Origin of the sequence: Novosphingobium sp., assembly GCF_027486195.1 — a bacterium.
Lineage (GTDB): Bacteria > Pseudomonadota > Alphaproteobacteria > Sphingomonadales > Sphingomonadaceae > Novosphingobium.
Genome location: NZ_JAIXPP010000003.1, coordinates 19,367 through 42,364 on the forward strand (window position 1 = coordinate 19,367; position 22,998 = coordinate 42,364).

Sequence of the window (22,998 nt, forward strand, 5' to 3'; positions counted from 1 at the left end):
CGTGACGCGCAAGTAGGCCTGTATCCTCTGCTATGTGAACTGCGGCATCGAGGTCGAGGTTGAAGATGGCCTGATGAAGCGCGTGCGCGGGGACAAGGACAATCCCAAGTCGCTTGGCTACATCTGCCAGAAGGCCGGGCGGCTGCCGTTCTACGCCAATGATCGCGCGCTGCGGCTGACCAGTCCGCTGCGCCGCAATGCTGCTGGCGGGTTCGACGAGATCACCTGGGACGTCGCGATTGCAGAGATCGCGGGCAAGCTGAATGTGGTGCGCGAAACATGCGGGGCGCAGACCTTGGGCTATTATGGCGGCGGCGGGCACGGCAGCGTGATGGGCGGTGTGCCACCTACGCTAACCGCTTCGCATCACGCGGACACGATCTGGTTCTCGTGGCGCGAGACCAGGCGCGCATGGAAACGCTGGCGGCAAAGCTGCGCGATGCGTTCGGCGTGAAGATCGATGTTCTCAAGGCCGACCTGACCGATGCCGACGAGCTTGCTCAGGTCGAAGCGCGGCTGCGGGACGACAACCGCATCGGCGTGCTGGTCAACAACGCCGGAGCCAGCGTCGGCGGAAGCTTCATCGAACAGCCGATCGATGACGTTGCCCGGCTTGTCGCCCTCAACACAACCGCGCCGCTCAGGCTCGCCAGTGCCGTCGCGCCGCGCTTGGCAGCAGCCGGTGAAGGCGCGATCATCAACATCGGCTCGGTCGTCGGGCTGGCTCCCGAATTCGGCATGACGGTTTACGGCGCCACCAAGGCTTTCATCCTGTTCCTCTCCCAAAGCCTTGCGCTCGAACTGGCTCCCAAGGGGGTCTATGTGCAGGCGGTCCTGCCTGCAGCAACCAGGACCGAGATCTGGGAGCGGGCCGGCGCAGACGTCAGTGCACTTCCGGCAATGATGGACGTGAATGATCTGGTCGATGCCGCGCTGGTGGGGTTCGACCGGCGCGAGAATGTGACCATTCCTCCGCTGCAAGATGCCGCGCAATGGGAAGCATTCCAGTCCGCACGTCAGATCATGCTGCCGTTCAGCGAGACCCAGCCGGCTGCGCGCTACCGAGCCGCCTTCTGACGGCACTCTGGTGCTGACCGGTTTCGGCGTCCATTTCTGAACCCGTTACGAATGCGGGGCGGGCAAGACCCGCCCCCGTTTGTGTCAGCTTTTTGTCAGCTGCGGCAATGCAGCGTGACAGGTCTGGCCCAGTTCGGTGGCATGAAGATCACACCTCTGCTCCGCGCTGCCCGCTGCCTGCTGCCCTATTTGCGCACAGGATTGACGATGAATCGCCAGACAGCCCTCCAACTTGCATCCAGCGCGGCGGGATTTGTGCTGATGGCATCGGTGCTGGTGGTGGGCGCCAAGGCCCAGGTGCCGCAGCCTTCCGCCTTTGCGTTCAAGCCAGGCCTCTGGTCCGTGACTCGCTCGATGCGCGCAGGGCCGGAAGGCAATGCGCGCGGCGGCGCCGAAGAAGTCTGCTTCGATGCCGCCACGCTGGTACACGATCCGGCTGCTCCGATCCGCATCAGGCCGCCCAAGGCCGACAGCAGTGCGCCGCAGTGCGTGATTACCGATCTCAAGGTCGCGGGTGGCACGGCGAGCTATTCGACTTTATGCAAGGGGCCGATGGGCCGAATTCGCGGCCTGTGGTCCGGCACGCACGAGGCGGGCCGGTTTGCCATGACCGGGCGGATGAAGGCCATGTTCATGAACCTGAACGCTACCTACAGCGGCCGCTGGCTGGGTGCCTGCAAACCGTGAGGCGGCGCTGGACGGCCATGTGCCTGGCCTCGCTTGTTGTGCTCGGTGGGTGCCGGGCAGGGCCGGACTATCATCCGCAGTCATCAGCGGAACTCTCCGTGCCCGCGGCCTACTTGCACAGCGCGGAAGCGCATGCTGACATGGCGGGCGAGGCCGATTGGTGGAAGCGCTTCGACGATCCCGCCCTGCCCCCGCTGATCGCGCGCGCGCTGGCGGGGAACACGGATATCGCTTCGGCGACCGCGCGGTTGCAACAGGCACGCGAGGGACTGCGCCAGGCCAAGGCGCAGTTCGCGCCAACGATCAGCAGCAGCGGGAACGCCGGACGGCTGTTCAACAGCGCTGCGCCAGACAGCGACAGCTTTTCACAGAGCCTCGACGCGCGCTGGACCGCCGATCTGTTCGGCGGACTGGGTCGCGGGCGGCAGGCATCGGCGGCCTCGCTTGAGGCGGCGCGCTATTCGCTAGCGGATGTGCAGCGTGCCATCCTGGCCGAGCTGGCGCGCAATCTGGTCGATACGCGCACCACCGCGCTACGGCTCGATATCGCGCGCGATACGCTGCGGACGCAGGACGACAATCTGGTGATCGCCGGCTTCCGGGTGCGCGCCGGACTGGTTTCCGCGCTCGATGAGGAACAGGCGCGGTCGCAGCGCGCGGCGACGGCGGCGAGCATTCCCCTGCTGGTGCGGACCGAGGCGGCGGCGCGCAATCGGGTTGCGGTGCTGGCGGGGATGGCGCCCGAGGCGATCAATCCGCTGCTGGGCACTTCAAGCAAGGTTCCTGCTGCGCCACGCCTTGTGGTGGGGGCGCCGCTTGACCTCTTGCGGCGCCGCCCGGACTTGCGCGCCGCCGAACGCCGGCTTGCCGCGGCATCGGCGCGGATCGGGGTGGCCAAGGCGCAGCTCTATCCCGCGCTTGTCTTGACCGGCAACCTGGGCACGACGTCGAACTCGATCCGCACGCTGACCGATGTGGTGACCGGGCAAATCTTCGCCTCGCTTTCCGCGACCATCTTCGACGGTGGGCGGCTGCGCAGCGTGGTCCGCCAGCGCCGGGCCGAGGCCGAGGAAAGCCTCGCCGATTATCACGGCCGCGTGCTCGGCGCGCTGGAGGATGTCGAGAACGCGCTGGTGACGCGTGAAACGAGCGATACAAGGCTGGTCGAACTGGGCCAGCAGGTCGCTGCCGCCGATGCCGCAGCGCGGCTGGCGCGCAGCAACTACCGCGCGGGACTTACCGATTTTCGCACGCTGCTCGATGCCGAACGCACCTTGCTGAGCGCGCGCGATGGGGAGGCCAGCGCGCGTGGTGACCGCACGAAGGCGGCGATCCAGCTCTATCTCGCCCTTGGGGGAGATTGGCCGCAGGACCTCGATTTTTCAGGAAAGAAAAGGCCATGAACGCAGACGCGCTCGCCGTGGGCGGGACCGATCTCGATACCTTCCTCGCGCGCCCGCCAAAGGGCTGGTGGAGCCGCTGGGGGAAGTGGGCCGCGGCCCTGCTCGGCGTGGTGTTGCTGGGGCTGGTCGTGCTGCGGCTGATGAGCGGCGGATCGAAGACGGAGTATGTGACAGCCGAGGTTGCGCGCGGCGATCTCTCGGTAACAGTAACGGCAACGGGCAATCTCGCGCCGACCAACCAGATCGATGTCGGCTCCGAAATCTCAGGCATCGTGCGCGATGTTCGGGTCGAGGCCAATGATCGGGTGACCAAGGGACAGGTGCTTGCGGTGATCGACACCGCGCGGCTCACCGATCAGGTGAACCAGAGCCAGGCGCAGCTCGCGGCCAATACGGCAAGCGTGGCGCAGGCCCGCGCGACGCTTGACGAGGCGCGGCTCCAGCTTGGCCGCTTGCAGGAAGTGCGGCGGCTTTCGGACGGGCGCGTGCCAGCCGATGTCGAGATGGCGGCGCAAGTGGCGGCAGTCGCGCGGGCGCGCGCCTCGCTTGCGGCGGCCGAGGCAAATGTCGCGGCGGCGGCAGCGGCGCTTTCATCGAACCGCACGCAGGTCGATCGGGCGGTGATCCGCTCGCCGGTGACGGGCGTGGTGCTCAAGCGGCTGATCGATCCCGGGCAGACGGTGCAGGCCGCGTTCAACACTCCGCAGCTGTTCATCATTGCCGAGGACCTCACGCAGATGAAGCTGGAGGTTGCCGTCGATGAAGCCGATGTGGGCCAGGTGCGCGAGGGGCAGCCGGCAAGCTTCACCGTCGATGCCTTTCCGACGCGCACATTCCCCGCGCGGCTGATCCGAATAGACCTTGGCGCGAAGAACCTCGCGGCAAGTTCGGGTACCACCACGTCGAGTTCCGATGTCGTGTCCTATATCGCTACGCTGGTGCTGAGGAATGCCGATCTCGTGCTGCGCCCGGGCATGACAGCGACGGCGGTGATCGAGACATCGGGGATCAGGGATGCATTGCTCGTGCCCAATGCGGCGCTGCGCTTTGCACCGCCGGCTTCGGCGGTCAAGGCTTCGGGCTTGCGCTTAGGTCCGCCCGACCAGCGCGGCTCGACCGTGCGCCAGCAGCGCGAAGTCGGCGCAGGTAGCCGCCTGCCGATCTATGTGCTGGAAAAGGATGGCAGCCTGCACATGGTCGAGGTGGTCACCGGGCGCAGCGACGGTCGGCGTACCGCTATCACCGGCGAAGGCCTGCGGGCGGGCATGATCGTTGTCACCGGAGTGAAGTCGGCGGCGAAGGGAGGCACGGGTGGCTGAACCGCTGATCCGGCTATCGGGCATCACCAAGACCTTCGGTGAAGGGCCCGCCGCTTTCCGGGCGCTGCGCGGGGTGGACCTCGATGTGGCTGAAGGCGATTTCGTGGCGATCATGGGTGCGAGCGGTTCAGGCAAATCGACCACGATGAACATCCTCGGCTGCCTCGACACGCCAACCAGCGGGCGCTTCGTGTTCAAGGGCGTCGAAGTGCAGGCACTGGACCGGGATCAGCGCGCGCTGCTCAGGCGGCGCTACCTCGGCTTCGTGTTTCAGGGATTCAATCTGCTGGCGCGCACGTCTGCGCTGGAGAATGTCGAATTGCCGCTGCTCTATCGCGGCGAAAGCGGCGCGCGGCGGCGGGCGCTGGCGATGGCCGCGCTCGACAAGGTGGGGCTCGTAGCCTGGGCACATCATGCGCCGAACGAACTTTCCGGCGGGCAGCAGCAGCGCGTTGCGATTGCCCGCGCGATTGTCACTTCGCCGGCGGTGCTGCTGGCGGACGAGCCGACCGGCAATCTCGACAGCGAGCGGTCGCTGGAGATCATGGCGCTGCTCACCGAGCTCAACCGCGAGGCCGGGATCACCGTGCTGATGGTGACGCATGAGCCGGATATGGCGGCCCATGCCCGCACCGTGGTGCGCTTCCGAGACGGGTTGGTCGAGCGCATCGAGGTGCAGGGCTGATGCTCGGCACCACCATTCTCCTCGCCTTCCGGGAAATCCGCCGTCACCTCATGCGCTCGTTCCTCACGGTGCTGGGTGTGGTGATCGGCGTGTTCTCGGTGATCACGATGGTCACGCTAGGCAATGGCGCGACCGCTTCAGTGCGGCAATCGATCAGCGCGCTGGGGTCTGACATGCTGCAGGTCCGTCCGGGACAGAGCACCGGCCCCGGCGGCGGGAGCGGCACGGCGGTCGCGCCGTTCAAGCTTGAGGACATTGCAGCAATCCGCAGCCAGATTGCCGGGGTGGTCGCGGTGGCCGGGCAGGCGCAAGTGGCGGCGACTGCAGTGCGCAATGCACAGAACTGGTCGACCAGCGTGACCGGCTCGAGCAACGACTTTTTTGTGGCACAGAAGCTGGCGTTCAGCGCCGGCCGCCCTTTCACCCCGGCCGAGGAGCAGTCCGGCCGCAGCGTCTGCGTGATCGGCTCGACCATCGCGCGCAACCTGTTCCAGGGCGTCGATCCGGTGGGACAGGCCATGCGAGTCCGGACAATCAGCTGCGAAGTCGTCGGCGTTCTCGCCGAGCGCGGACAAAGCGGCTTTGCCGGGGATCAGGACGATACCGTGGTCATGCCGATCAAGGCGGTGCAGCGGCGGATGACCGGCAACCACGATGTCCGCGCCATCATTGTCGGGGTCGATCCCGCCTTCGACAGCAGCGCGATCAAGGCCTCGCTGGTGGCACTGATGCGCGAGCGGCGTCGGCTCACCTCCACCGAGGCGGACGATTTCAGCGTGCTCGATTCGCGCCAGATTTCGGATACGATCGCCAGCACGGTCGGGCTCCTGACCGTGCTGGTCGGCGCCGTTGCCGGGATCAGCCTGCTGGTGGGCGGGATCGGGATCATGAACATCATGCTGGTGAGCGTGACCGAGCGCACGCGCGAGATCGGGGTGCGGCTGGCCATCGGCGCGCTGGGGCATGAAGTGCTGCTGCAGTTCCTTGTTGAAGCCGTGGTACTCTCGTGCCTTGGCGGCCTCATCGGCATCGTGCTGGCGCTGGTCACGTGCCTGATCGTCGCGCCGCTGATGGGGCTGCCGTTCCTGTTCGATCCTTCGATCAATGTCCTGAGCTTTGCATTTTCCGCGCTCATCGGCGTCGTCTTCGGATACTTTCCGGCGCGCCGCGCGGCGGCCCTCAACCCGATCGAGGCGCTGCGCTATGATTGATCCCGAAACCGATAGCCCGTTCCGCATTCTCGTCGTTGATGATGACGACGCACTGCGCGTGCTTGTGCGCGAGTTTCTGGAGGGGCACGGTTTCGAGGTCCACGAAGCGAGCGGCGGGGTCGAAATGCGCGCGCTGCTGAAGCGGCGCCCGGTCGATGTGGTCGTGCTCGATGTGATGATGCCGGGGGACGATGGCCTTGCTCTCGCGCGCGAACTGGCGCTTTCGAGCGAGGTCGGGGTGATCATGGTCTCTGCGCTGGGGCAAGAAACCGACCGCATCGTTGGGCTCGAAGTGGGTGCAGATGATTACCTGCCCAAGCCGGTCAGCCCGCGCGAACTGGTGGCCCGCATCCGCGCGCTGCTGCGGCGAAGGCGCACGGGCGGCGGCAATGAGCGCGAGAAGGGCCGCTTCTTCCACTTCGCCGGCTGGACTTGCGACATGCACCGCCGCATCCTGCGCGACCCGGCGGAAGTGGTGACCCCGCTTTCGGTCGGCGAATTCACCCTGCTGCGCGCCTTTCTGGAGCGGCCGCAGCGCGTGCTGGGCCGAGACTACCTGCTCGAGATCACGCGCGGCGACGAGAGCGACGCGTTCGACCGTGCGATCGATTCGCAGGTCAGCCGCCTGCGCCGCAAGCTTGCGCTCCGCTCGGAGGTGGAACTGATCCAGACCGTGCGCAACGAGGGCTATATCTTTGCCGCCAAGGTCGACGTGCGGTGAGCCGCTCGATATTTACATACAGCGTTCTGCTGGGGATGGGCGGGGCACTGGCGACGGCGCTGGCGATCGCGATCATGATCCTCTTCACCTCGGTGCCGATCCAGCTGCCAATCTCGACGCTGGAAGTGAGCCGCCTGCTTGCGAACCAGCCCATATCCGGAGCCAACGTCGTGCCGCGCACAGTCGAATTGCGCGCAGCGCCGGGTTTTGCCGATGGGCTTACGCCGGTCGAACATACCATGAAGCGCGCCATTGCGCACAGCCTCCGTGTAGATGCGAAGCAGCTGCGGTTTGCCATGGCCAACGATGCCCTGCTGCCCAGCACCGGGATCAACGGCAACTACGCGCGCAATATTGTCGAGAGCGAACGGCTGTTCGGCAGTGACCCCCGCTTCGGTGCGATGATCATCGGGCCGTTCGATGCGGCGCTCCGGTTGCCCGATGGGCGCTGGCGGGTTGTGAGCACTGCAGGACACGGTCCGGGGCCGCAGTGGCAGGTCGGCATCTTCAAGCTGATTGCGCTCGCCGTGATCGGGATCGTGCCGCTGGCCTGGCTGGTCAGCCGTCTGCTGGCGCGACCGATCCACGCCTTTGCGATGAGTGCCGACAGGGTCGGGCGCGGCGTCTACGAGGAAGTGCCGGTCGCTGGGCCGACCGAGATCCGCCAGGCGGCAGCTGCCATCAATGACATGCAGCGGCGCATCGAAGCGCTGATCCGTGAACGTACCGCGGTGGTCGGGGCCATCGCGCATGATCTTCGCACGCCGCTGGCGCGGATGCGGTTTCTTGCTGCGCGGCTGGGCGATGCGGAACGCGCCCGGTTCGAGGCCGAAATCGCGGGCATGGAACACATGATCGCGGTGACGATGGATTTCGTGCAGAGCAAAACCCAGCAGCCTGATTTCAGCAAGGTTGATCTCGGTGCCGTGCTGCAGATCGCTGTGCAGGACTTACGCGATCTCGGCCATGATGTCCGGATGGACGATCCAGCACCTCCTCTCGTCGTGCTGGGCGATACTGTCCTGCTGGGCCGCCTCTTTGCCAATCTCCTCGGGAACGCGATCAAATATGGCACGCGTGCTGAGATAAGGCTCATTGAGGTGGATGGCCATGCCGTCGTGACGGTCACCGATGGTGGGCCGGGCATGACAAAGGCAGGGCTGGAGCGCGCCTTCGAACCCTTCTTTCGCGAAGAAACGTCTCGCAACCGTGCAACCGGCGGGATCGGGCTTGGCCTGTCGATCGTCCAGACGCTGGTCGAATTGCATCACGGCCGCATATCGCTGGAGAACGGAGCAAATGGAGGACTGCGGGCCACTGTCCGTTTGCCGATTTGCCGCTGATCTCAGTGCATTGTGGCGCGGATTTGGCGAGCGGTGCACAGCCCTGACAAATAAGTCCTGCAGGACCCGGTCTGCGTTTTCTCGATCGGGGTTCCTCGGCAATAGCAGGAAGCAAGTTGTGGCATTCGTTTGTGAGCGGCGGGCAACTTGTATGGTTTAGCTTTTGGTTTTGCTGCATTAATTGCGGTTGCGGTAAGGGGCGTGATGGTATCACGATGCGGCTAGTTGGCTCATACCATCAAACGTATCATCAGATCGTCCGGCTGCAACTGGATGGCTCTGGCACACAGCGGAGTCCGGCACGGAAAAATAGCGCGATTCTGCCATTTTCCGGACGGCTATGTCGCTCTGTGGAGGCTTGAAAAGGAGGCGATGGTGCCCGGGGACGGAGTCGAACCGCCGACACCGTGATTTTCAGTCACGTGCTCTACCAACTGAGCTACCCGGGCATCGCCGTCGCGGGGGGCCGACATGGCTCGTCCGCGCGTTGGAAGCGCGCCTATGGCGAAGGCTTGAGCCCTTGTCCAGTCCCCAGTTGCCGAAAACTGGCGGCCTAGATGTCGGCTTCCGGGTCCACCACCGGCCCGGGCAGGGTATAGCCCTCCTCCAGCCAGTTCACGAGATCGCGGTCTCGGCAGCGCGAGGAGCAGAACGGCGCGTATTCGGCCACGCGCGGCTTGCGGCAGATGGGGCAGCGGCGAATGGGCGCAGCGGGTGTGGTCATGCTGCAATCGCCTGCGCGAAGGTGGCGGCTGGCGCAAGCCCTGCGTCCTCGTGCCACTGGATGTTTCGGCCAGTGCGGCGTGCGAGTTCGGCTTCCCATTCGCTGCGCATCGCGCGGCGCACGGCGGGGTGGGCAGTGAGAAGCAGCGTGCCCGGCTCCACCACCCGCTCGGCCATGCGCAGCAAGCGGCGGGCGGCAGCGGCGGCAGGCGCGCGCGCAAAGCGGGCGATCAGCGATGGCCGCTCCAGCCGCGAAACGAGCTGGATAAAGCCGAACCCGTTCATCCCCGTGCGCTCGCCCTGCCAGCCTGCGGCGGCAAGCGCCTCGGCCAGCGCCTCGTCCACCGCGCGGCGCTGTGCCTTTTCGGCGAGCGAGGGGAAATCGATCCCCACCGACCCGCCGATGTCCAAGCGCCGCAGCGCAGCGGCGATCGCGGGCACGGCAGCCAATGCCAGCGCGGTGAGCGGCGGCGGGCCGTCGATATCGATCACGGTCATCGCGGGCGTCGGGCTGATCACAAGGCTGCCCCCGGCAAACGCCACCTCGCCGTTGAGCGCTTCGGCGACGAGATCATCCCAACCCGCCTCGGCAAAATCGCGCCCGTGCACCGGCACGCTGCGCACCCGATGCGGACCGTCGGAAAGCTCTTCCAGCAGCGAGGGTGCAGTCCGGAGCCCATCTTCTGCCGCGGCGGGGCGGACTTGCGGCAGCTTGGCGCGGCCTTTTTCGGCGATGGCAGAACGCGTCAAGCGCACAAGCACCGCCTGCCCCTCGGTCAGCCTGGGATCGAATCCCTCGCCCAGCGCCTCGCTGCCATCGGGCAGGCGCACCACGGCGCGGCGAGTACCGGGAATGCGCGCACCGAGCCGCGCTTCCACCACTGCCCCCGCACGCCACGGCTCATCCCACACCACCCGCGCGGCGACGATTTCACCCTGCTCGACAAGGATTGCCCGCTCCTCGCCGATGCCCTGCTCGATCAACCACTCTGGCTGCCGCTCAGGCAATCGCCAGCCCCGCCGCGCGCAGCAGCCGGCGCGTTTCGTAGAGCGGCAGGCCGACAACGCCCGAATGGCTACCGGCGAGCCAGACGCAAAACCCCTCGGCGCTGCCCTGAATGGCATAACCGCCCGCCTTCCCGTGCCATTCGCCCCCGGCGATATAGGCCTCGATCTCGGCGGGCTCGAGCCGCTTGAACCGCACCACCGTCTCGCTCAGCGCCTCGCGCAGAGTGCCATCGGGCGTCAGCACGGCGATCGCGGAAAACACGCGGTGGCGGCGGCCGGATAGCAGCGCGAGGCAGCGGCGCGCCGTTCTCTCGTCCTCGGCCTTGGGCAGGATGCGGCGCCCCACGCCGACCACGGTGTCACCGGCAAGGATCACCGCGTCTGGCGCCAGTGCCGCTGCTGCGCGCGCCTTGCCCGCCGCAAGGCGCACCGCATGCTCGCGCGGCTGTTCGCGGGGCAGCGGGGTCTCGTCGATATCGGTAGCGAGGACGCGCGGTGCAGGTATGCCGAGCCGGGCCAGCAATTCGCGGCGGCGCGGGCTGGCGGAAGCCAGCACGAGCTCGCGAGTCCCGGATGCCGATGGCACGGCCATCAAGCCGCAGCCATCATGACAGCCATCATTGCCGGGCCGCTTAGAACTGGCCGGGCCCCGAACGACCGGGCATGAAGCGGTAGGTGATGCGGCCCTTGGTCAGATCATAGGGCGTCAGCTCGACCAGAACCTCGTCGCCCACCAGCACGCGGATGCGGTTCTTGCGCATCTTGCCGGCGGTGTGGCCCAGGATCTCGTGTTCGTTCTCAAGCTTCACGCGGAACATCGCGTTGGGCAGGAGTTCGACCACCTGGCCGCGCATCTCGAGGAGCTCTTCTTTCGCCATAGGCGGGGTCGATTGCCTTTTCGTGGGTGAAGGTTGCACGCATTGCGGGCGCGTAAAAACACCCACGCGCGCGGCGCATAGCGATCTCGACACAAAAAGAAAAGCGCGAAGGCGAATGCTGCGCTGCGACAAATTGATACGAAAGGGTCATTGTCCGGCAGCGGTACACCGCCCTACGAGCGGCCCAAGGGGGCAGCAACCTCGCACCGGGCCGGATTGCCCGGTCCGACAACGGGATACAGACCGATGGTACTGCCAGATCGCGCCGCAGCCATGGCGCTGCTCGCGCTGACACCGCTTCCAGCCGCAGCCGCTCCCGCCGCCACATCGGTCCAGCAGGAACAGGAGCAGGAGCCCGCCGCTGCACCCGCGCCAGAGCCCGAAACCGGCACAACCGATGCGGACGGCGACATCGTCGTTGTCGCGACCCGCGTGCGCGGCGAGGTGGAAACTGCCGTCCCGCCCATCATCACGCTCAGCGAAGACGATATCGCCGCCTATGGCGCAGGCTCGCTCCAAGCGCTGCTCACCGCGCTCGCCCCGCAGACGGGAACCGGGCGGGGGCGCGGAGATGGCACGCCTTCGGTCCTGCTCAATGGCCTGCGCATCGCCAGCTTCCGCGAGATCCGTTCGATCCCGCCCGAGGCGATCCGCCGGGTCGAAGTCCTGCCCGAGGAAGTCGCGCTCAAATACGGGTTCCGGCCCGACCAGCGCGTGGTCAATTTCATCCTCAAGGACAAGTTCCGCAGTTTCGGCAGCGAGACCGAGGTCAAGCTTCCCGGCGCGGGCGGCTTCAGCGATCTCAGCGAGGAAGCGACGCTCACCCGCATCGAGAAGGCGAGCCGGATCAACCTTACCGGCACGCTCGAACGCCGTTCGCCCCTGACCGAGGCGGAGCGCGGCATCGTCCAGCCCGCCGCCAGCGGCGCGGCGACTGTCTCCACCGATCCGAAGCAGGGCGATTACCGCCCGCTGCTGGCCGATGCACGCAGCGCCGTGCTCAATGGCACCTGGGCGAAATCGCTCGGCACCGGGGCTTCGATCACCCTCAACGGCCTTGTCCAGCGCAACGACAATCGCAGCCTCAACGGGCTCAACACGATTGTCCTCACCGCGCCCGATGGCAGCCTCACCCAGCGCACCACGCTGCTGCCCGCCCCGCTGGCGAGCCGCACCGTGTCCGATACCGTTTCAGCCGGGGCGACGCTCAACGTGCCGCTCGGCCCATGGCAGCTCGCCTGGACATCGGACGGCAGCCATGTCGCCACCACCACCACGATCGATGCGCGCGCAGACCTCTCCGGGCTGCAGACCATGGTCGATCAGGGCACGTTTTCCCCCTTCGGCGCCCTCCCCGCCGACGCGGTCCTGCCCGCGCCGCAAGGCGTTGCGCGCAGCAAATCGGATACCGCGACCACGCTGGCCACCGTCACCGGCTCCCCGCTGCGCCTGCCCGGCGGACAGACCGCGCTCACGCTCAAGGCGGGGTTCGCCTATTCCGGCCTCCGCTCTGCCGATTCGCGCCAGCTGGGAGCGCCCGCAAATCTCAAGCGCGGCGATGGGCAGGCCGGTTTCAGCCTCGATCTGCCCATCACCAGCCGCCGCGAAGGCTTCGGCGGCAAGCTGGGCGATATCTCGCTGAACGTGAACGCCGAGGCGCACACCGTCTCCGATTTCGGCGGGCTCACCGCGTGGGGCGCCGGCCTCACCTGGGGCGCCACGCCCAAGCTGACCTTCGCTGCCAACTACATCGCCAGCGAAAAGGCGCCGGGCCTCGCCGATCTCGGTGCGCCGGTCACCGTCACCACCGGCGTCGCGCTCTATGATTTCACGCGCGGGGAGAGCGTGCTCGCCACCGTCATCACCGGCGGCAATCCCGCGCTGACCAAGGAGCGCCAGCGCGATATCAAGCTTTCAGCCAACTGGGATCTGCCGATCGGCAAGGAATCCGCGCTGCTGGTCGAATACTTCCGCAACCGCTCGCAGGGTACGACCAACGCCTTCCCGCTGCTCACGCCCGATGTCGAAGCCGCCTTCCCCGGCCGCGTCTTGCGCGATAGCTCCGGGCGGATCGTCAGCGTGGACCAGCGCGCGGTGACATTTGCCGAAACCACCGGATCGCGCCTGCGCGCCAGCCTCAATTTCGGCGGCCCCTTCGGAAAGCCCGATCCGGGCGCCCGGCGCGGTGCATTTGCCGGCACGCGTCGACCAGGCAGCGGCGGCCCCGGCGGCGCTCGCCCTGCAGGCGGCGGCGGCGGCGGAGGGCGCGGCGGACCCGGCGGCGACGGACGCGGCCACTGGAACCTCAGCCTCGCCTATACGCAGGAACTCGATGAGACCGCGCGGATCGTCCCCGGCGGGCGCGTGCTCGATCTGCTGAACGGCGATGCGCTTTCGGGCGCAGGCATTTCACGGCGCAGCGCCACGCTGGAAGGCGGCGGCTTCTATCGCGGCTTCGGCCTGCGCATTTCAGGCACATACGCCAGCGGCACGCATGTAGATGGCGCCCAAGCGAGTAGCGCGGGCGTTCCGGGCGCATCACGCCTCGATTTCGGCGATCTCGCCACGTTCAACTTGCGCGGCTTCATTGATCTCGGCCGCATGCCAAAGCTTGTCAGCCGCGCGCCGTTCTTCAAGGGCACGCGCATCGCGCTGGGGGTCAACAACCTGTTCGATGCGGTCCAGAAAGTCACCGACCAGACCGGCGCGACCCCGCTGCGTTACCAGCGCGGCTACCTCAATCCGGAAGGCCGCGTGTTCAGCATCGAATTGCGCAAGCAGTTCTGATCAAGCAGAATAGGCGCGCAGTCCCGGCCGCCCCTGCGGAAAACCGCGCTCTTGGCGCCGCGTCTGCGCCCTTTCGTGATCGCCGCGGGCATCGGCCAGGTGGCGCACGCCCACCACCTCGTGCAGCGGCAGTGGCTCCTCGAACACGATGCCGAAGCGCGCGCCCTGCGACCACACCACGCTGCCGAATACATCAAGTCCCTGCGCAGTCAGCACCACGCCCGCGCCGGGCATCGGCAGCTTGGCCGCGATCGTCACCCGCGCGCCGGACTGGGAAAGGTCGTCCAGCAGGCAGTTCTTGTGCCCCTGGAGCAGCAGCACCTTGGCCGGAACATAGAGCCGCACCCGTGGCATCGCACGGCGTCCGGTGGTGCGGGGCATCGCCATGTTCGGCGGGGAGGAACGTGCACTCATGATGCGCGTCGGTCTGCGCCCGAATTCTTTAAGCGACCATCGCGAGGGGCCTAGCAGGATTCCCCTAATGGCAGGTCTCTGCGCGGGGATATCTGCCTGCCGCCCCTCCCCAAGCCGCGCCCGAACGACTATCTCGAACCCGCCATGGCGCGCCGCACACCCCCTTCCCCGTCCGAAAACCACTCCGGGCCGCAAGTGCCGGAGCCCCTGCTCCCGCAGGCCTCGGAGCGGTTCAACGAGGACAAGGCGACCTACACCGTGCGCGGTTCGGACCAGCCGGATATCGAGCGCGGTGTCGCCGCGATCCGCGAGGTTGTCGCCACGCTGAAGCCCAAGCCCGGCGTCTACCGCATGCACGATGCGCGCGGCGATGTGCTCTATGTCGGCAAGGCGCGTGCGCTGAAGAACCGTGTGGCGAACTACACCCAGGTCGATCGCCTGCCCCAGCGGCTCAAGCGCATGGTCAGCCAGACCCGCTCGATGACCATCGTCACCACCAATTCCGAGGCCGAGGCACTGCTGCTCGAAGCGCAGCTGATCAAGCGCTACCGCCCGCCCTACAACGTGCTGCTGCGCGACGATAAATCGTTCCCCTTCATCCTCCTGCGCGCCGATCATGCCTTCCCGCGCATCAGCAAACATCGCGGCGCGCGGCGCGCCAAGGGCAACTACTACGGCCCCTTCGCCAGCGCCGGTTCGGTCAACACCACGATCAACGCGCTGCAGAAGCTGTTCCTGCTGCGCAGCTGCAACGATGGCTACATGTCGCGCCGCGATCGCCCCTGCCTGCTCTATCAGATCAAGCGCTGCTCGGCCCCCTGCGTCGACCGCATCAGCGAGGCGGACTACGCCGAGCTCGTGCGGCAGGCGAAGGACTTCCTCGGCGGCAAATCGGGCGCGGTGCAGAAGGAAATCGAAACGCAGATGAGCGCGGCCGCCGAAGCGCTGGATTATGAGCGCGCGGCCATGTTGCGGGATCGTCTGCGCGCCGCGACCTTCATCCAGGGCAGCCAGGCGGTGAACGCCGAAGGCGTCGGCGATGCGGACGTGTTCGCGATCGCGAGCAAGGGCGGCCAGATCAGCATCCAGGCGTTCTTTATCCGGGGCGGCCAGAACTGGGGCCACCGCGCCTTCTTCCCCGGCCATACCGAGGGGCTGGAGGAGCACGAGGTCATGACCAGCTTCCTCGCCCAGTTCTACGAGGAAGTCCCCCCGCCGCGCCTGATCCTCGTCGACCGCGAGCTGCCCGAAGCCGACCTTCTCGCCGAAGCGCTCCACGGCGCGGCGGGCGGCAAGGTCGAAGTCTCGGTCCCCCAGCGCGGCGATCGCCGCCGCCTGATGGAACAGGCGCAGCGCAACGCGGTCGAAGCGCTCGAACGCCGCCTTGCGGAAAGCGGCACCAAGGCCCGCACCTGGCGCGAAATGGCCGAATTCCTCGAACTCGGCGAAGCGCCCCAGCGCGTCGAAGTCTACGACAACTCCCACGTGCAGGGCGCGCATGCACTCGGCGCGATGATCGTCGCGGGGCCGGAAGGTTTCCTCACCGGCCAATACCGCAAGTGGAACATCAAGACCGCGCAGACCAACGACGATTTCGGCATGATGCGCGAAGTCTTCCAGCGCCGCTTTGCAAAAGCTCAGGACGACGATCCAGACCGCGAGGCTGGCATGTGGCCCGATCTCGTCCTCATCGACGGCGGCAAGGGGCAGCTCAACGCCGCGCGCGAGACGCTGGAGGCCATGGGGATCGAGGATGTCAACCTCATCGGCATCGCCAAAGGCCCGCACCACGGGCGCGATGGGCGCGAGGTTTTTCACTTCATGGACGGGCGCGAGAAGATGCTACCCGTCAATTCACCCGTCCTGTTCCACCTCCAGCGCCTGCGTGATGAAGTGCACCGCTTCGCCATCGGCGCGCACCGCGCCAAGCGCAGCCGGGCGATCACCGCGAGCCCGCTGGATGAAGTCCCCGGCATCGGCCCGGCGCGCAAGCGCGCGCTGCTGCTGCACTTCGGCACCGCCGGCAAGGTCCGCGCCGCCAGCCTCGAAGACCTTCAGCGCGCGCCAGGGGTAAGCGCCACGGTCGCGCAGGCAGTCTACGATTTCTACCATCCGGGCGCCTGAAGCCGGTTCCGCTGCGCACCTGTGTTGCCCCTGCCCTATAAGGAAAGGGGCGCATGACCAGATCAATCCATATCGACTCCGAATCTTTACTATCGTGTGATAGTGACATCTGCCTATCGCAGGCAGGTGGCAGGCGATCCGAGGGGCACGGTGGACAGAGGGGCATCATACAGCGCAGGCGCGCCCGTGCGGCAATCGCCGGCACGGATGCTCGTCGTCGCGCTCGCCGCGCTGGCATTTGCGCTGGCCGTGCCGATCTCGGCGCAAGGACAGGCCACCACCGGCGTCGGCTCCCAGTTCGAGCTGACCTACTGGCAATCGGTCGAAAGCGGCAACGATCCGGCGCTCTACGAAGCTTACCTCGCGCAGTATCCGAACGGCACGTTTGCTGCGGTGGCGCGGGTCAAGCTGGTAAAACTGCGCCCACTCGCCGCCCCTGCACCCGCACCCGTACCTGCACCCGCACCCGTACCAGCACCCGCGCAGGTCGTGCCCACACCGCAGCCCGCGCCCCCAGTCGTGACGGCGAAGGCAGCACCACCGGCACCAACGCCAACGCCGGCACCGGCACCGGCACCGGCACCCGCTCCGAAGCAGCTTGCCGCCGCAAAAGCCGCGCGCTCGGCGCCGCCATTCGCGCCCATCGTGGCCACCAGGTCCGGAGCCGAATCCGCGCCCTATGTCACCGCCGCCGAGCCGGCCGATCCCGAACCCGAAAGCAGCGACAGCGCCGCGCTGCGCCGTCTGCTCGGCGCGCTGGGGGATAGCCAGCGCCTCGGCGCGCCCTCGCCCACCCCGATTGTCGAGGTGGCCGAAGTAGGCCCCGCGCAAGACTCCGCCCCGCTCGCCCCCGCCGCCGCTCCGCTGGCGGTTCCCGCAGCGGCCCCGTCCCGCCTTGTCGAAGTTGCCGGACCGCCGGTTGCCGTGCCCGATGCAGCAGCACTCTCGGCCAGCGCGGCACCGGCGGGGGATCCGCGCCCGATCGCGGTCGGCCCGCTGCCCACCGGCTTCGTCCTGCCGCCACGCCCGCAGCTCGCAGCAATCCCGCCGCTCGCTTTCCCCGCCAGCTTCTGCTCGGCCGAGGCGCGCAATGCCTTCCACGATCAGACTTATATCACGGCCGTCGAAGCGGCGAAGCGCAACAACGATGCGACGATCGCCTACATGCATCAGCTTCAGGATCTCTACGATACCAACCAGCTCAGCGGCGATATCAATCCGATGAACGCGGTCGCCGCCGAGGCCCGCGCCTATGGCCCGGTCGCCGCAGCCGCCTTCACCGCCCAATCGGCGCTGGTCAGCGCGTTCAACACGCTGATGGCAGTGCCGATCCGGGCGTGCGAGACTGCGAAGCAGCCGTGACCCCGGCGCGCTTTCCGCGCGGTGCAGGGCTTGCCGGTGCCCTCGCGCTCGTGCTCGCGCCGGTCACCGCACAGGCCGCCGAAACCGCTGCGGTCTGCCCCGATGCCGCGACAGTGCAGGCTGCCCGCCTTGTCGAGTTCCAGACGATGATGATGGGCGTCGGGGTGCGCTGCCGCCATGTCGGCGTGCCGATCAGCGATCATCTGGACGGCATGAACAGTTCGCGCCGCACCATGTTTGCCGAAGCGAACGACCGCGTCGCCAGCTTCCTGCGCAGCCTCCCCGTCAAGCCCGCGCCCGGCGCAGCCCGGCAGGTCGCGGCTGCCAGCCCCCCGGCGCCAGCCGCCCCGGCGAAGCCCGCACCTGTGAAGACGGCCCCGGCCAAGCTGGCCGCTGGCAAGTCAGCACCCGGCAAGGCAGCGCCCGGCAAGGCAGCACCCGGCAGGCGCACGCTGGCATCGACCTCCATCGCGGCAAAATCGGCCCCGGGCACAGCGCGCAAGGCATTGCCCAACCCCGCCGCCGCGCCCCCACTTGCCGCGAAGCCCGCCGCAAAAATCTCGCGCCGCACCGATCCTTATGACCGCTACCTGACGATGATCGGAAATCAGTATGGCGGCGGCATCACCACGCTGCAGCGCTGCAAGGCCTTCGATGCCATCGTGCTCTCGCTGGCCGACAAGACCAACACCGACCGCCTGCTCACCATGGTGTCCACGTCGCTGGTGCAGGTCACCCTGCTCGAAGCCATCGTGAACTGCCCGCCGGGCAAGAAATAGGTCAGCCTTCGCTTTTCTTCGTCAGCGGCCGGATCAGACCTTCCTGCGCCACATTGGCGATCAGCTTGCCCTCGCGCGTGAAGATCCGCCCCCGGTTGAACCCGCGCGCGCGGCCTGCCCACGGGCTGTCGCACACGTAGAGCATCCATTCGTCGGCGCGGAAATCGTCGTGAAACCAGATCGCATGATCAAGGCTGGCGCCCATCATGTTGCCCTTGGCCCAGCTGATCTCGTGCGGCAGCGTGGCGGTGCCGAGCAGCGTCATATCGCTGGCATAGGCGAGCACCGCGCGGTGGATCTTGGGATCATCGGGCAACGGCGCCACTGCGCGCATCCAGGTGTGCGACAAGGGCTCGCGCGGGGGGCCGCCCATCCAGTGCCGCGATTCCACCGGGCGCAGCTCGATCGGGCGCGGTTGCAGCATCATGTGGCGCTGCCGCTCGGGCACGCGGTCGGCATATTCGGCGCGCAAGTCCGCCTCGCTGCGCAAGCTCTCGGGCTCGGCCACCACCGGCATGTCCTCGGCGTGCTCCACCCCCGGCTCGCGCTTGTGGAACGAGGCGACCATGCTCAGGATCGGCCTCACTTTGCCATCCTCGCCTTGCTGGCTCGCGACCACGCGGCGATTGGCGAAGCTCCCGCCATCGAGATCGCGCATCACCTCGAAATCGATGCCGTAGTCCTCATTCCCGCTGCGCAGGAAATAGGCGTGGAGCGAATGGACCGGCCGGTCCGCAGGCACGGTGCGCTCGGCGCTCGCCAGCGCCTGCCCGATCACCTGCCCGCCAAACACGCGCCCTACCCCGCCCGGCTTGCGCGCCCCGGCAAAGTGGTCATTTCCGCCATCAGTAACATCGAGCAGGCGCAGCAAGCCGGCAACGAGATCAGCCGGATCGGAATTTTCGGGTGTTTCGCTCATGGCAGGCGGCATTGCCCAACCTGACGTTTGCGTCAACGGTAAGCTGCCTTCAGCCAAAGCCCGGCAGCCGCCGCAGCATGCGCCAGCCGGCTGCTTTGGCCCGGTTGTCCGCAGGCCAGCGCCCCGGCGCGCGCGGCGAAAGCCCCATGCGCCGGAGCACCGCATTGAATGCCCGCGCATCGGCTTCCGCAAAGCTCCATTCCGAACGCCACGTGATCGAAAGCGAAATCGCGCTCGCCGGTCCGTTGCGCACGTAATGCGGTGCCATCACCGGCACGTAGAGCGCCTCGCCCGGCCGCAGCTTCCACTCGGTGCCGCCGCGATCCAGCTCATCCCGCCAATAAAGCTCCCGCCCTCCGCCGGTGTGATAGGCCTCATGCGTCTCATCCGGCGCGTAGTTCGGGTTCCCTTGCGGAAACAGCGTCATCGCCTTCACGCCCGCCAGATGCAGCAGGATATTGTGCTCCGGATCAAAGTGATACGGCGTCACCCCGTTCGGGCTGGTGATGAACACGAAGCCCTGCGGCCGCAGCATCGCCCCCGTGCGCGCCTCGATCGCCGGGCGCAGCTCCTCCAGCAGCGCCAGCAGCAGCTCGCGGTAGACCGGCACCTGCTCGATGTTCTTGAGCGCGGCCCAGCTGCCCGTTTCGTTGATGCGCCGGATCGTCTCGCCGATGCCAAGGCCATTGCCCGGCGGCACGATGCCGTTGAGCCCCACCGGCAAGTCGGCGCGGTTGTATTCGCGGGATTGCTCCGGCAGCGCCTCGGCCAGGTCCGCCAGCGCATCCAGCGTCAACAGCGGATGGCCGCGCAGCTCATGCCGCAGGCGGTGCGGCACTTCGGGATAGGCAGCGGCAAAAGCGGCGCGCGCCTCTGCTTCGAACACGGTACAGCTCATTTCAGGCCCTGCGGATTGCGAGACAGTTCGAAGGAAACGATGCAGCTAAACAGCGCGCGCCGCGCCGGGCCGCCGATGGCGATGGAAAAGCGTCCGATCGCGCGGCGTTCGCGCCATAGCGAATCGATCATCGGATGGTCGGGCACCGCGCAGCTATCGGCCCAGCGGACGCCCGCGCGCTCCAGCAACGCCAGATTTTCCAGCTGCAGCAGCACGCCCGGCGAAAAGCGCGAAAAGCGCTCGTCGAACGCGGTCTTGTAGGAGAAGGCCCCCGGCGGCGTGATCAGCGTCGCCAGCATGGCGATCGGCTCGCCGTCCAGTTCAAGGCTCAGCCGCTCGAGGCAGCCGCGCTCCGCCGCCGCCGTCATGCTCTCGCGAAACAGCCCCGCCGTCTCGCCCGCGCAGGCCAGCGCGCTGCCCGCGCTGCCCTTCCAGCCCCGCGCCTCCAGCGCGAGAAACTGCTCGATCCACAGCGCGATGCCTTCGCCATCGGTGCGGCGCAAGGCGGCAAGCGTGCCCTGCTCGGCCAGCCGCGCTTGCTGGCGGCGCAATTCCTTGCGCTTCTTGCCCGGCAGCGCATGCTCCAGATAGGCCGACGGCCCCAGCGGTGAAGCCAGCATCGCGCGCTCTTCGCGGTGGACCAGCACGATCTGCCGGCGCTGCCGCGCGCCCACCGCCAGCAGCGCCTCGGCCAGCGCCGTCTCTAGCGGCAGCGAGGCCGCGTGGAGGAAGGCCGCCAGCCCGGCGTTGCGGTCCGCCCAGTCGAGCAGCGCTTCCCAGAACGCTTCCTCGGCCCCTTGCGCCACCAGCGGCGCACCGAGGAAGGCATTGGCATGGAGCCACACCGCCAGATGCGGCAGCGGGTGCTGGCCATAGCGCCGCGCGCGCTGCAAGGGCAGCAGTGCCTGCGGGGCATCCCCCCGCATCAGCGCGGCGATGTGGATGCGCTCCTGCGGATCGAACCGCGCAAGGCCAGGCAGCAGGTACCATGGCTCGAAAAACGGATTGGGCGTGCCCACCCGCGCCGCCAGCGCATCCCATCCAGCGCGCGCATCCGGCGAATCCCATGCGCGCCATGGCAGCACGGCAAAGCTGGCATCAGCCTCGCCCGCTCCGGGAAGGCGTGCCTTCCCCGGCCGTATGGTAAAGGATGCGTCGTTCAAAATCGGGCCTCCAGCCTCAAGGGCTAGCAGTCCGGACCGAACAGGCGGTTAACGACTAGGCATATTCCGTTACATTTCGCGCAGGTTTACGCCGGCAAAGCGCCGCCCCGCGCATTGCGCCACCAGCCGATGGAAAGCGGGATGAAGCCTAGCGCCAGCCCGCCGATACCCACCGTCAGCACAATCGGGCTGAAGGTCGGGATCACCCAGGCCGCCACGAGGGTCATGAACAGCGCGCCGATCAGCGGCATCACCACATGGGTGAACGCCTCGCGCATGTCCGTCCGCAGCAGCCCCCGGAAATGCCAGGCCGAGGCATAGCCCGTCAGCCCCATGTAGAAGCAGATCTGCAGCCCGATCGCCTCGATCGAACTCTCAAGGATCGCCGCGACCGAGGGCATGTAGGACGCCGCAAACAGCAGCACGAGGCCGAGCGCCCAGATCACCAGCGTCGCCGCCCACGGCGTCTGCCACTCCTGATGCACGGCGGCATAGCGCGGATGCAACACGCCCGCGCGCGCCATCGAATACATGCTGCGGCTGAACTGCAGGATCTGCGTCTCCAGCGCGCCCACCGTGCTCAGCACCGTCGCCAGCACGACGAGGTAGCTCCACGGCGCAGGGAAGATCTTGGCCGAAATCGCATAGAGCACATTGGTATTGGCTGCGGCGATTTCCTTGTCGGAAAGCGCGATCAGCACCACCGTCATCAGGATCACGAAAAACACGATGAGGTTGATCATCGCCCAGAACGCCCCTTTGGAGGCGTCCTCCGGCTCGGTCTCCTCGCCCAGGTTCATCGTCACGTCCCAGCCCCAGTAGAAAAATACCGAGACGATGGCCCCATCGGCGAACGACTTGAACGTGAACGATCCCGGCGCGATCCACGAAAGCGCAGGCGCGTGCGCCGGGGTGGCGCCAAACCAGATCACCGCCGCGCCCAGCAATGCGACGACGATGGCCGCCTCGATCACCGTCACGATCACCTGCGCGGTGCTGGCATGCTTGATCCCGCGCAGCACGATGGCGGTCACCAGCGTCAGCCACACCGCCGCAATCGCCGTCACCAGCGGGGTATTCTCCACCTGATCGGGCGCGAAGAGCAGCAGCGTGGCCGTCGCGGCGGGCAAAGTGGCGGAAACCATGAACACCACCGAGGCGACCATCAGCCCCCACCCGGCAAAGAAGCCCCAGGTCGGGCCAAACACCGAACCCACCCAGGCAAAAGCGGCCCCTGCATCGGGCATTACCCGGTTGAGCTTGGCAAAGGCAAACATGATGCCCAGCATGATCACGCCGCTGTAGAGCAGGCTCCCCACCGAAAGCGGCCCGATCGCGGCATAGATCGTGCCGGTCGTAACCGCGACGGTGAAGGCAGGCGATGTCCCCGCGATCCCCATGATCGTCGATTCCAGCGCCGACAATGCGCCTTTTGCCAAGCTCTGCTGCTCGCTCATGCCATATGGTCCCCCGCGTTAACTTGATGCTTCCCCCAAC

General features: G+C 67.2%; 22 protein-coding genes and 1 tRNA gene. 13 read left to right on the forward strand and 10 right to left on the reverse strand.

Annotated elements, in window-relative coordinates; translation table 11 throughout:
* Positions 1 to 22 precede the first annotated feature (22 nt).
* The 9 genes from Q0071_RS00680 to Q0071_RS00720 all read left to right on the forward strand — a co-directional run bounded on the left by Q0071_RS00680 (position 23) and on the right by Q0071_RS00720 (position 8,446).
* Positions 23 to 454, forward strand: a complete 432-nt coding sequence (locus Q0071_RS00680) for a hypothetical protein (protein ID WP_298164220.1) — start codon at positions 23 to 25, stop codon at positions 452 to 454.
* A complete protein-coding gene (locus Q0071_RS00685) occupies positions 391 to 1,077 on the forward strand; it encodes an SDR family NAD(P)-dependent oxidoreductase (RefSeq protein WP_366885843.1) in 687 nt (228 codons plus the stop codon). The genes Q0071_RS00680 and Q0071_RS00685 overlap by 64 nt, the downstream gene beginning before the upstream one ends.
* A gap of 261 nt (positions 1,078 to 1,338) precedes the next feature.
* The gene (locus Q0071_RS00690; protein ID WP_298164141.1) at positions 1,339 to 1,764 is read left to right on the forward strand and encodes a DUF3617 family protein; all 426 of its coding nucleotides are present in this window, start codon (positions 1,339 to 1,341) and stop codon (positions 1,762 to 1,764) included.
* A 17-nt stretch (positions 1,765 to 1,781) separates the two neighbouring features.
* Positions 1,782 to 3,167 (forward strand): efflux transporter outer membrane subunit, encoded by a 1,386-nt coding sequence (locus tag Q0071_RS00695; RefSeq protein ID WP_298164143.1) that lies wholly within the window; start codon positions 1,782 to 1,784, stop codon positions 3,165 to 3,167.
* A complete protein-coding gene (locus Q0071_RS00700; protein ID WP_298164145.1) occupies positions 3,164 to 4,486 on the forward strand; it encodes an efflux RND transporter periplasmic adaptor subunit in 1,323 nt (440 codons plus the stop codon). Before Q0071_RS00695 ends, Q0071_RS00700 begins: the two co-directional genes overlap by 4 nt.
* Entirely contained in the window at positions 4,479 to 5,171 is a 693-nt protein-coding gene (locus Q0071_RS00705; protein WP_298164147.1) for an ABC transporter ATP-binding protein, read from the forward strand. The genes Q0071_RS00700 and Q0071_RS00705 overlap by 8 nt, the downstream gene beginning before the upstream one ends.
* Positions 5,171 to 6,382 (forward strand): ABC transporter permease, encoded by a 1,212-nt coding sequence (locus Q0071_RS00710; protein ID WP_298164149.1) that lies wholly within the window; start codon positions 5,171 to 5,173, stop codon positions 6,380 to 6,382. Before Q0071_RS00705 ends, Q0071_RS00710 begins: the two co-directional genes overlap by 1 nt.
* The gene (locus Q0071_RS00715) at positions 6,375 to 7,103 is read left to right on the forward strand and encodes a response regulator (RefSeq protein WP_298164151.1); all 729 of its coding nucleotides are present in this window, start codon (positions 6,375 to 6,377) and stop codon (positions 7,101 to 7,103) included. The genes Q0071_RS00710 and Q0071_RS00715 overlap by 8 nt, the downstream gene beginning before the upstream one ends.
* A complete protein-coding gene (locus Q0071_RS00720; RefSeq protein ID WP_298164153.1) occupies positions 7,100 to 8,446 on the forward strand; it encodes a HAMP domain-containing sensor histidine kinase in 1,347 nt (448 codons plus the stop codon). Before Q0071_RS00715 ends, Q0071_RS00720 begins: the two co-directional genes overlap by 4 nt.
* Before the next feature lie 373 nt (positions 8,447 to 8,819).
* Here the strand turns inward: Q0071_RS00720 and Q0071_RS00725 are convergent.
* From Q0071_RS00725 to infA, 5 genes are all read right to left on the reverse strand, one after another.
* Positions 8,820 to 8,895, reverse strand: a tRNA-Phe gene (locus Q0071_RS00725).
* A 104-nt stretch (positions 8,896 to 8,999) separates the two neighbouring features.
* Complete coding sequence (gene yacG / locus Q0071_RS00730) at positions 9,000 to 9,170, reverse strand: DNA gyrase inhibitor YacG (RefSeq protein WP_298164155.1); 171 nt, start codon at positions 9,168 to 9,170, stop codon at positions 9,000 to 9,002.
* Entirely contained in the window at positions 9,167 to 10,153 is a 987-nt protein-coding gene (locus tag Q0071_RS00735; RefSeq protein WP_298164157.1) for a ribonuclease E/G, read from the reverse strand. Before Q0071_RS00735 ends, yacG begins: the two co-directional genes overlap by 4 nt.
* Positions 10,154 to 10,169: 16 nt before the next feature.
* Entirely contained in the window at positions 10,170 to 10,769 is a 600-nt protein-coding gene (locus Q0071_RS00740) for a nucleoside triphosphate pyrophosphatase (RefSeq protein ID WP_298164159.1), read from the reverse strand.
* A 40-nt stretch (positions 10,770 to 10,809) separates the two neighbouring features.
* Positions 10,810 to 11,055 carry a translation initiation factor IF-1 gene (infA, locus tag Q0071_RS00745; RefSeq protein ID WP_292940983.1) on the reverse strand — a complete coding sequence of 82 codons (246 nt, stop codon included), beginning with the start codon at positions 11,053 to 11,055 and terminating at the stop codon, positions 10,810 to 10,812.
* 246 nt (positions 11,056 to 11,301) lie between these two features.
* On the opposite strand from infA, the gene Q0071_RS00750 reads away from it, so the two are divergent.
* The gene (locus tag Q0071_RS00750; protein ID WP_298164164.1) at positions 11,302 to 13,842 is read left to right on the forward strand and encodes a TonB-dependent receptor; all 2,541 of its coding nucleotides are present in this window, start codon (positions 11,302 to 11,304) and stop codon (positions 13,840 to 13,842) included.
* Here the strand turns inward: Q0071_RS00750 and Q0071_RS00755 are convergent, their stop codons facing one another.
* On the reverse strand, positions 13,843 to 14,256 hold the full coding sequence (locus tag Q0071_RS00755) for a PilZ domain-containing protein (RefSeq protein ID WP_298164166.1): 414 nt from the start codon (positions 14,254 to 14,256) through the stop codon (positions 13,843 to 13,845).
* 144 nt (positions 14,257 to 14,400) lie between these two features.
* On the opposite strand from Q0071_RS00755, the gene uvrC reads away from it, so the two are divergent.
* The 3 genes from uvrC to Q0071_RS00770 all read left to right on the forward strand — a co-directional run bounded on the left by uvrC (position 14,401) and on the right by Q0071_RS00770 (position 18,521).
* Positions 14,401 to 16,380: an excinuclease ABC subunit UvrC gene (gene uvrC, locus Q0071_RS00760; RefSeq protein WP_298164168.1), complete on the forward strand. Its 1,980-nt coding sequence runs from the start codon at positions 14,401 to 14,403 to the stop codon at positions 16,378 to 16,380.
* Between the two features lie 186 nt (positions 16,381 to 16,566).
* A complete protein-coding gene (locus Q0071_RS00765; protein WP_298164170.1) occupies positions 16,567 to 17,742 on the forward strand; it encodes a hypothetical protein in 1,176 nt (391 codons plus the stop codon).
* Positions 17,739 to 18,521: a hypothetical protein gene (locus Q0071_RS00770; protein WP_298164171.1), complete on the forward strand. Its 783-nt coding sequence runs from the start codon at positions 17,739 to 17,741 to the stop codon at positions 18,519 to 18,521. Before Q0071_RS00765 ends, Q0071_RS00770 begins: the two co-directional genes overlap by 4 nt.
* 1 nt (position 18,522) lies before the next feature.
* On the opposite strand, the gene Q0071_RS00775 is transcribed toward Q0071_RS00770, so the two are convergent.
* The 4 genes from Q0071_RS00775 to Q0071_RS00790 form a co-directional block, all read right to left on the reverse strand.
* Positions 18,523 to 19,440 (reverse strand): acyl-CoA thioesterase II, encoded by a 918-nt coding sequence (locus tag Q0071_RS00775; RefSeq protein WP_298164173.1) that lies wholly within the window; start codon positions 19,438 to 19,440, stop codon positions 18,523 to 18,525.
* Positions 19,441 to 19,489: 49 nt separating this feature from the next.
* Positions 19,490 to 20,338 carry a transcriptional regulator gene (locus Q0071_RS00780; RefSeq protein ID WP_298164175.1) on the reverse strand — a complete coding sequence of 283 codons (849 nt, stop codon included), beginning with the start codon at positions 20,336 to 20,338 and terminating at the stop codon, positions 19,490 to 19,492.
* Positions 20,335 to 21,501, reverse strand: a complete 1,167-nt coding sequence (locus Q0071_RS00785; RefSeq protein WP_298164177.1) for a GNAT family N-acetyltransferase — start codon at positions 21,499 to 21,501, stop codon at positions 20,335 to 20,337. Before Q0071_RS00785 ends, Q0071_RS00780 begins: the two co-directional genes overlap by 4 nt.
* A gap of 86 nt (positions 21,502 to 21,587) precedes the next feature.
* Entirely contained in the window at positions 21,588 to 22,958 is a 1,371-nt protein-coding gene (locus Q0071_RS00790) for an APC family permease (protein ID WP_298164179.1), read from the reverse strand.
* Between the last annotated feature and the right edge of the window lie 40 nt (positions 22,959 to 22,998).

Excerpts from the sequence above, each read along its gene's own strand:
- Q0071_RS00690 (WP_298164141.1), top strand. The coding sequence starts at position 1,339 with ATGGCATCGGTGCTGGTGGTGGGCGCCAAGGCCCAGGTGCCGCAGCCT.
- Q0071_RS00695 (WP_298164143.1), top strand. The coding sequence starts at position 1,782 with ATGTGCCTGGCCTCGCTTGTTGTGCTCGGTGGGTGCCGGGCAGGGCCG.
- Q0071_RS00700 (WP_298164145.1), top strand. The coding sequence starts at position 3,164 with ATGAACGCAGACGCGCTCGCCGTGGGCGGGACCGATCTCGATACCTTC.
- Q0071_RS00710 (WP_298164149.1), top strand. The coding sequence starts at position 5,171 with ATGCTCGGCACCACCATTCTCCTCGCCTTCCGGGAAATCCGCCGTCAC.
- Q0071_RS00715 (WP_298164151.1), top strand. The coding sequence starts at position 6,375 with ATGATTGATCCCGAAACCGATAGCCCGTTCCGCATTCTCGTCGTTGAT.
- yacG (WP_298164155.1), bottom strand. The coding sequence starts at position 9,170 with ATGACCACACCCGCTGCGCCCATTCGCCGCTGCCCCATCTGCCGCAAG.
- Q0071_RS00740 (WP_298164159.1), bottom strand. The coding sequence starts at position 10,769 with ATGGCCGTGCCATCGGCATCCGGGACTCGCGAGCTCGTGCTGGCTTCC.
- infA (WP_292940983.1), bottom strand. The coding sequence starts at position 11,055 with ATGGCGAAAGAAGAGCTCCTCGAGATGCGCGGCCAGGTGGTCGAACTC.
- Q0071_RS00750 (WP_298164164.1), top strand. The coding sequence starts at position 11,302 with ATGGTACTGCCAGATCGCGCCGCAGCCATGGCGCTGCTCGCGCTGACA.
- Q0071_RS00755 (WP_298164166.1), bottom strand. The coding sequence starts at position 14,256 with ATGAGTGCACGTTCCTCCCCGCCGAACATGGCGATGCCCCGCACCACC.
- uvrC (WP_298164168.1), top strand. The coding sequence starts at position 14,401 with ATGGCGCGCCGCACACCCCCTTCCCCGTCCGAAAACCACTCCGGGCCG.
- Q0071_RS00775 (WP_298164173.1), bottom strand. The coding sequence starts at position 19,440 with ATGAGCGAAACACCCGAAAATTCCGATCCGGCTGATCTCGTTGCCGGC.
- Q0071_RS00780 (WP_298164175.1), bottom strand. The coding sequence starts at position 20,338 with ATGAGCTGTACCGTGTTCGAAGCAGAGGCGCGCGCCGCTTTTGCCGCT.
- Q0071_RS00790 (WP_298164179.1), bottom strand. The coding sequence starts at position 22,958 with ATGAGCGAGCAGCAGAGCTTGGCAAAAGGCGCATTGTCGGCGCTGGAA.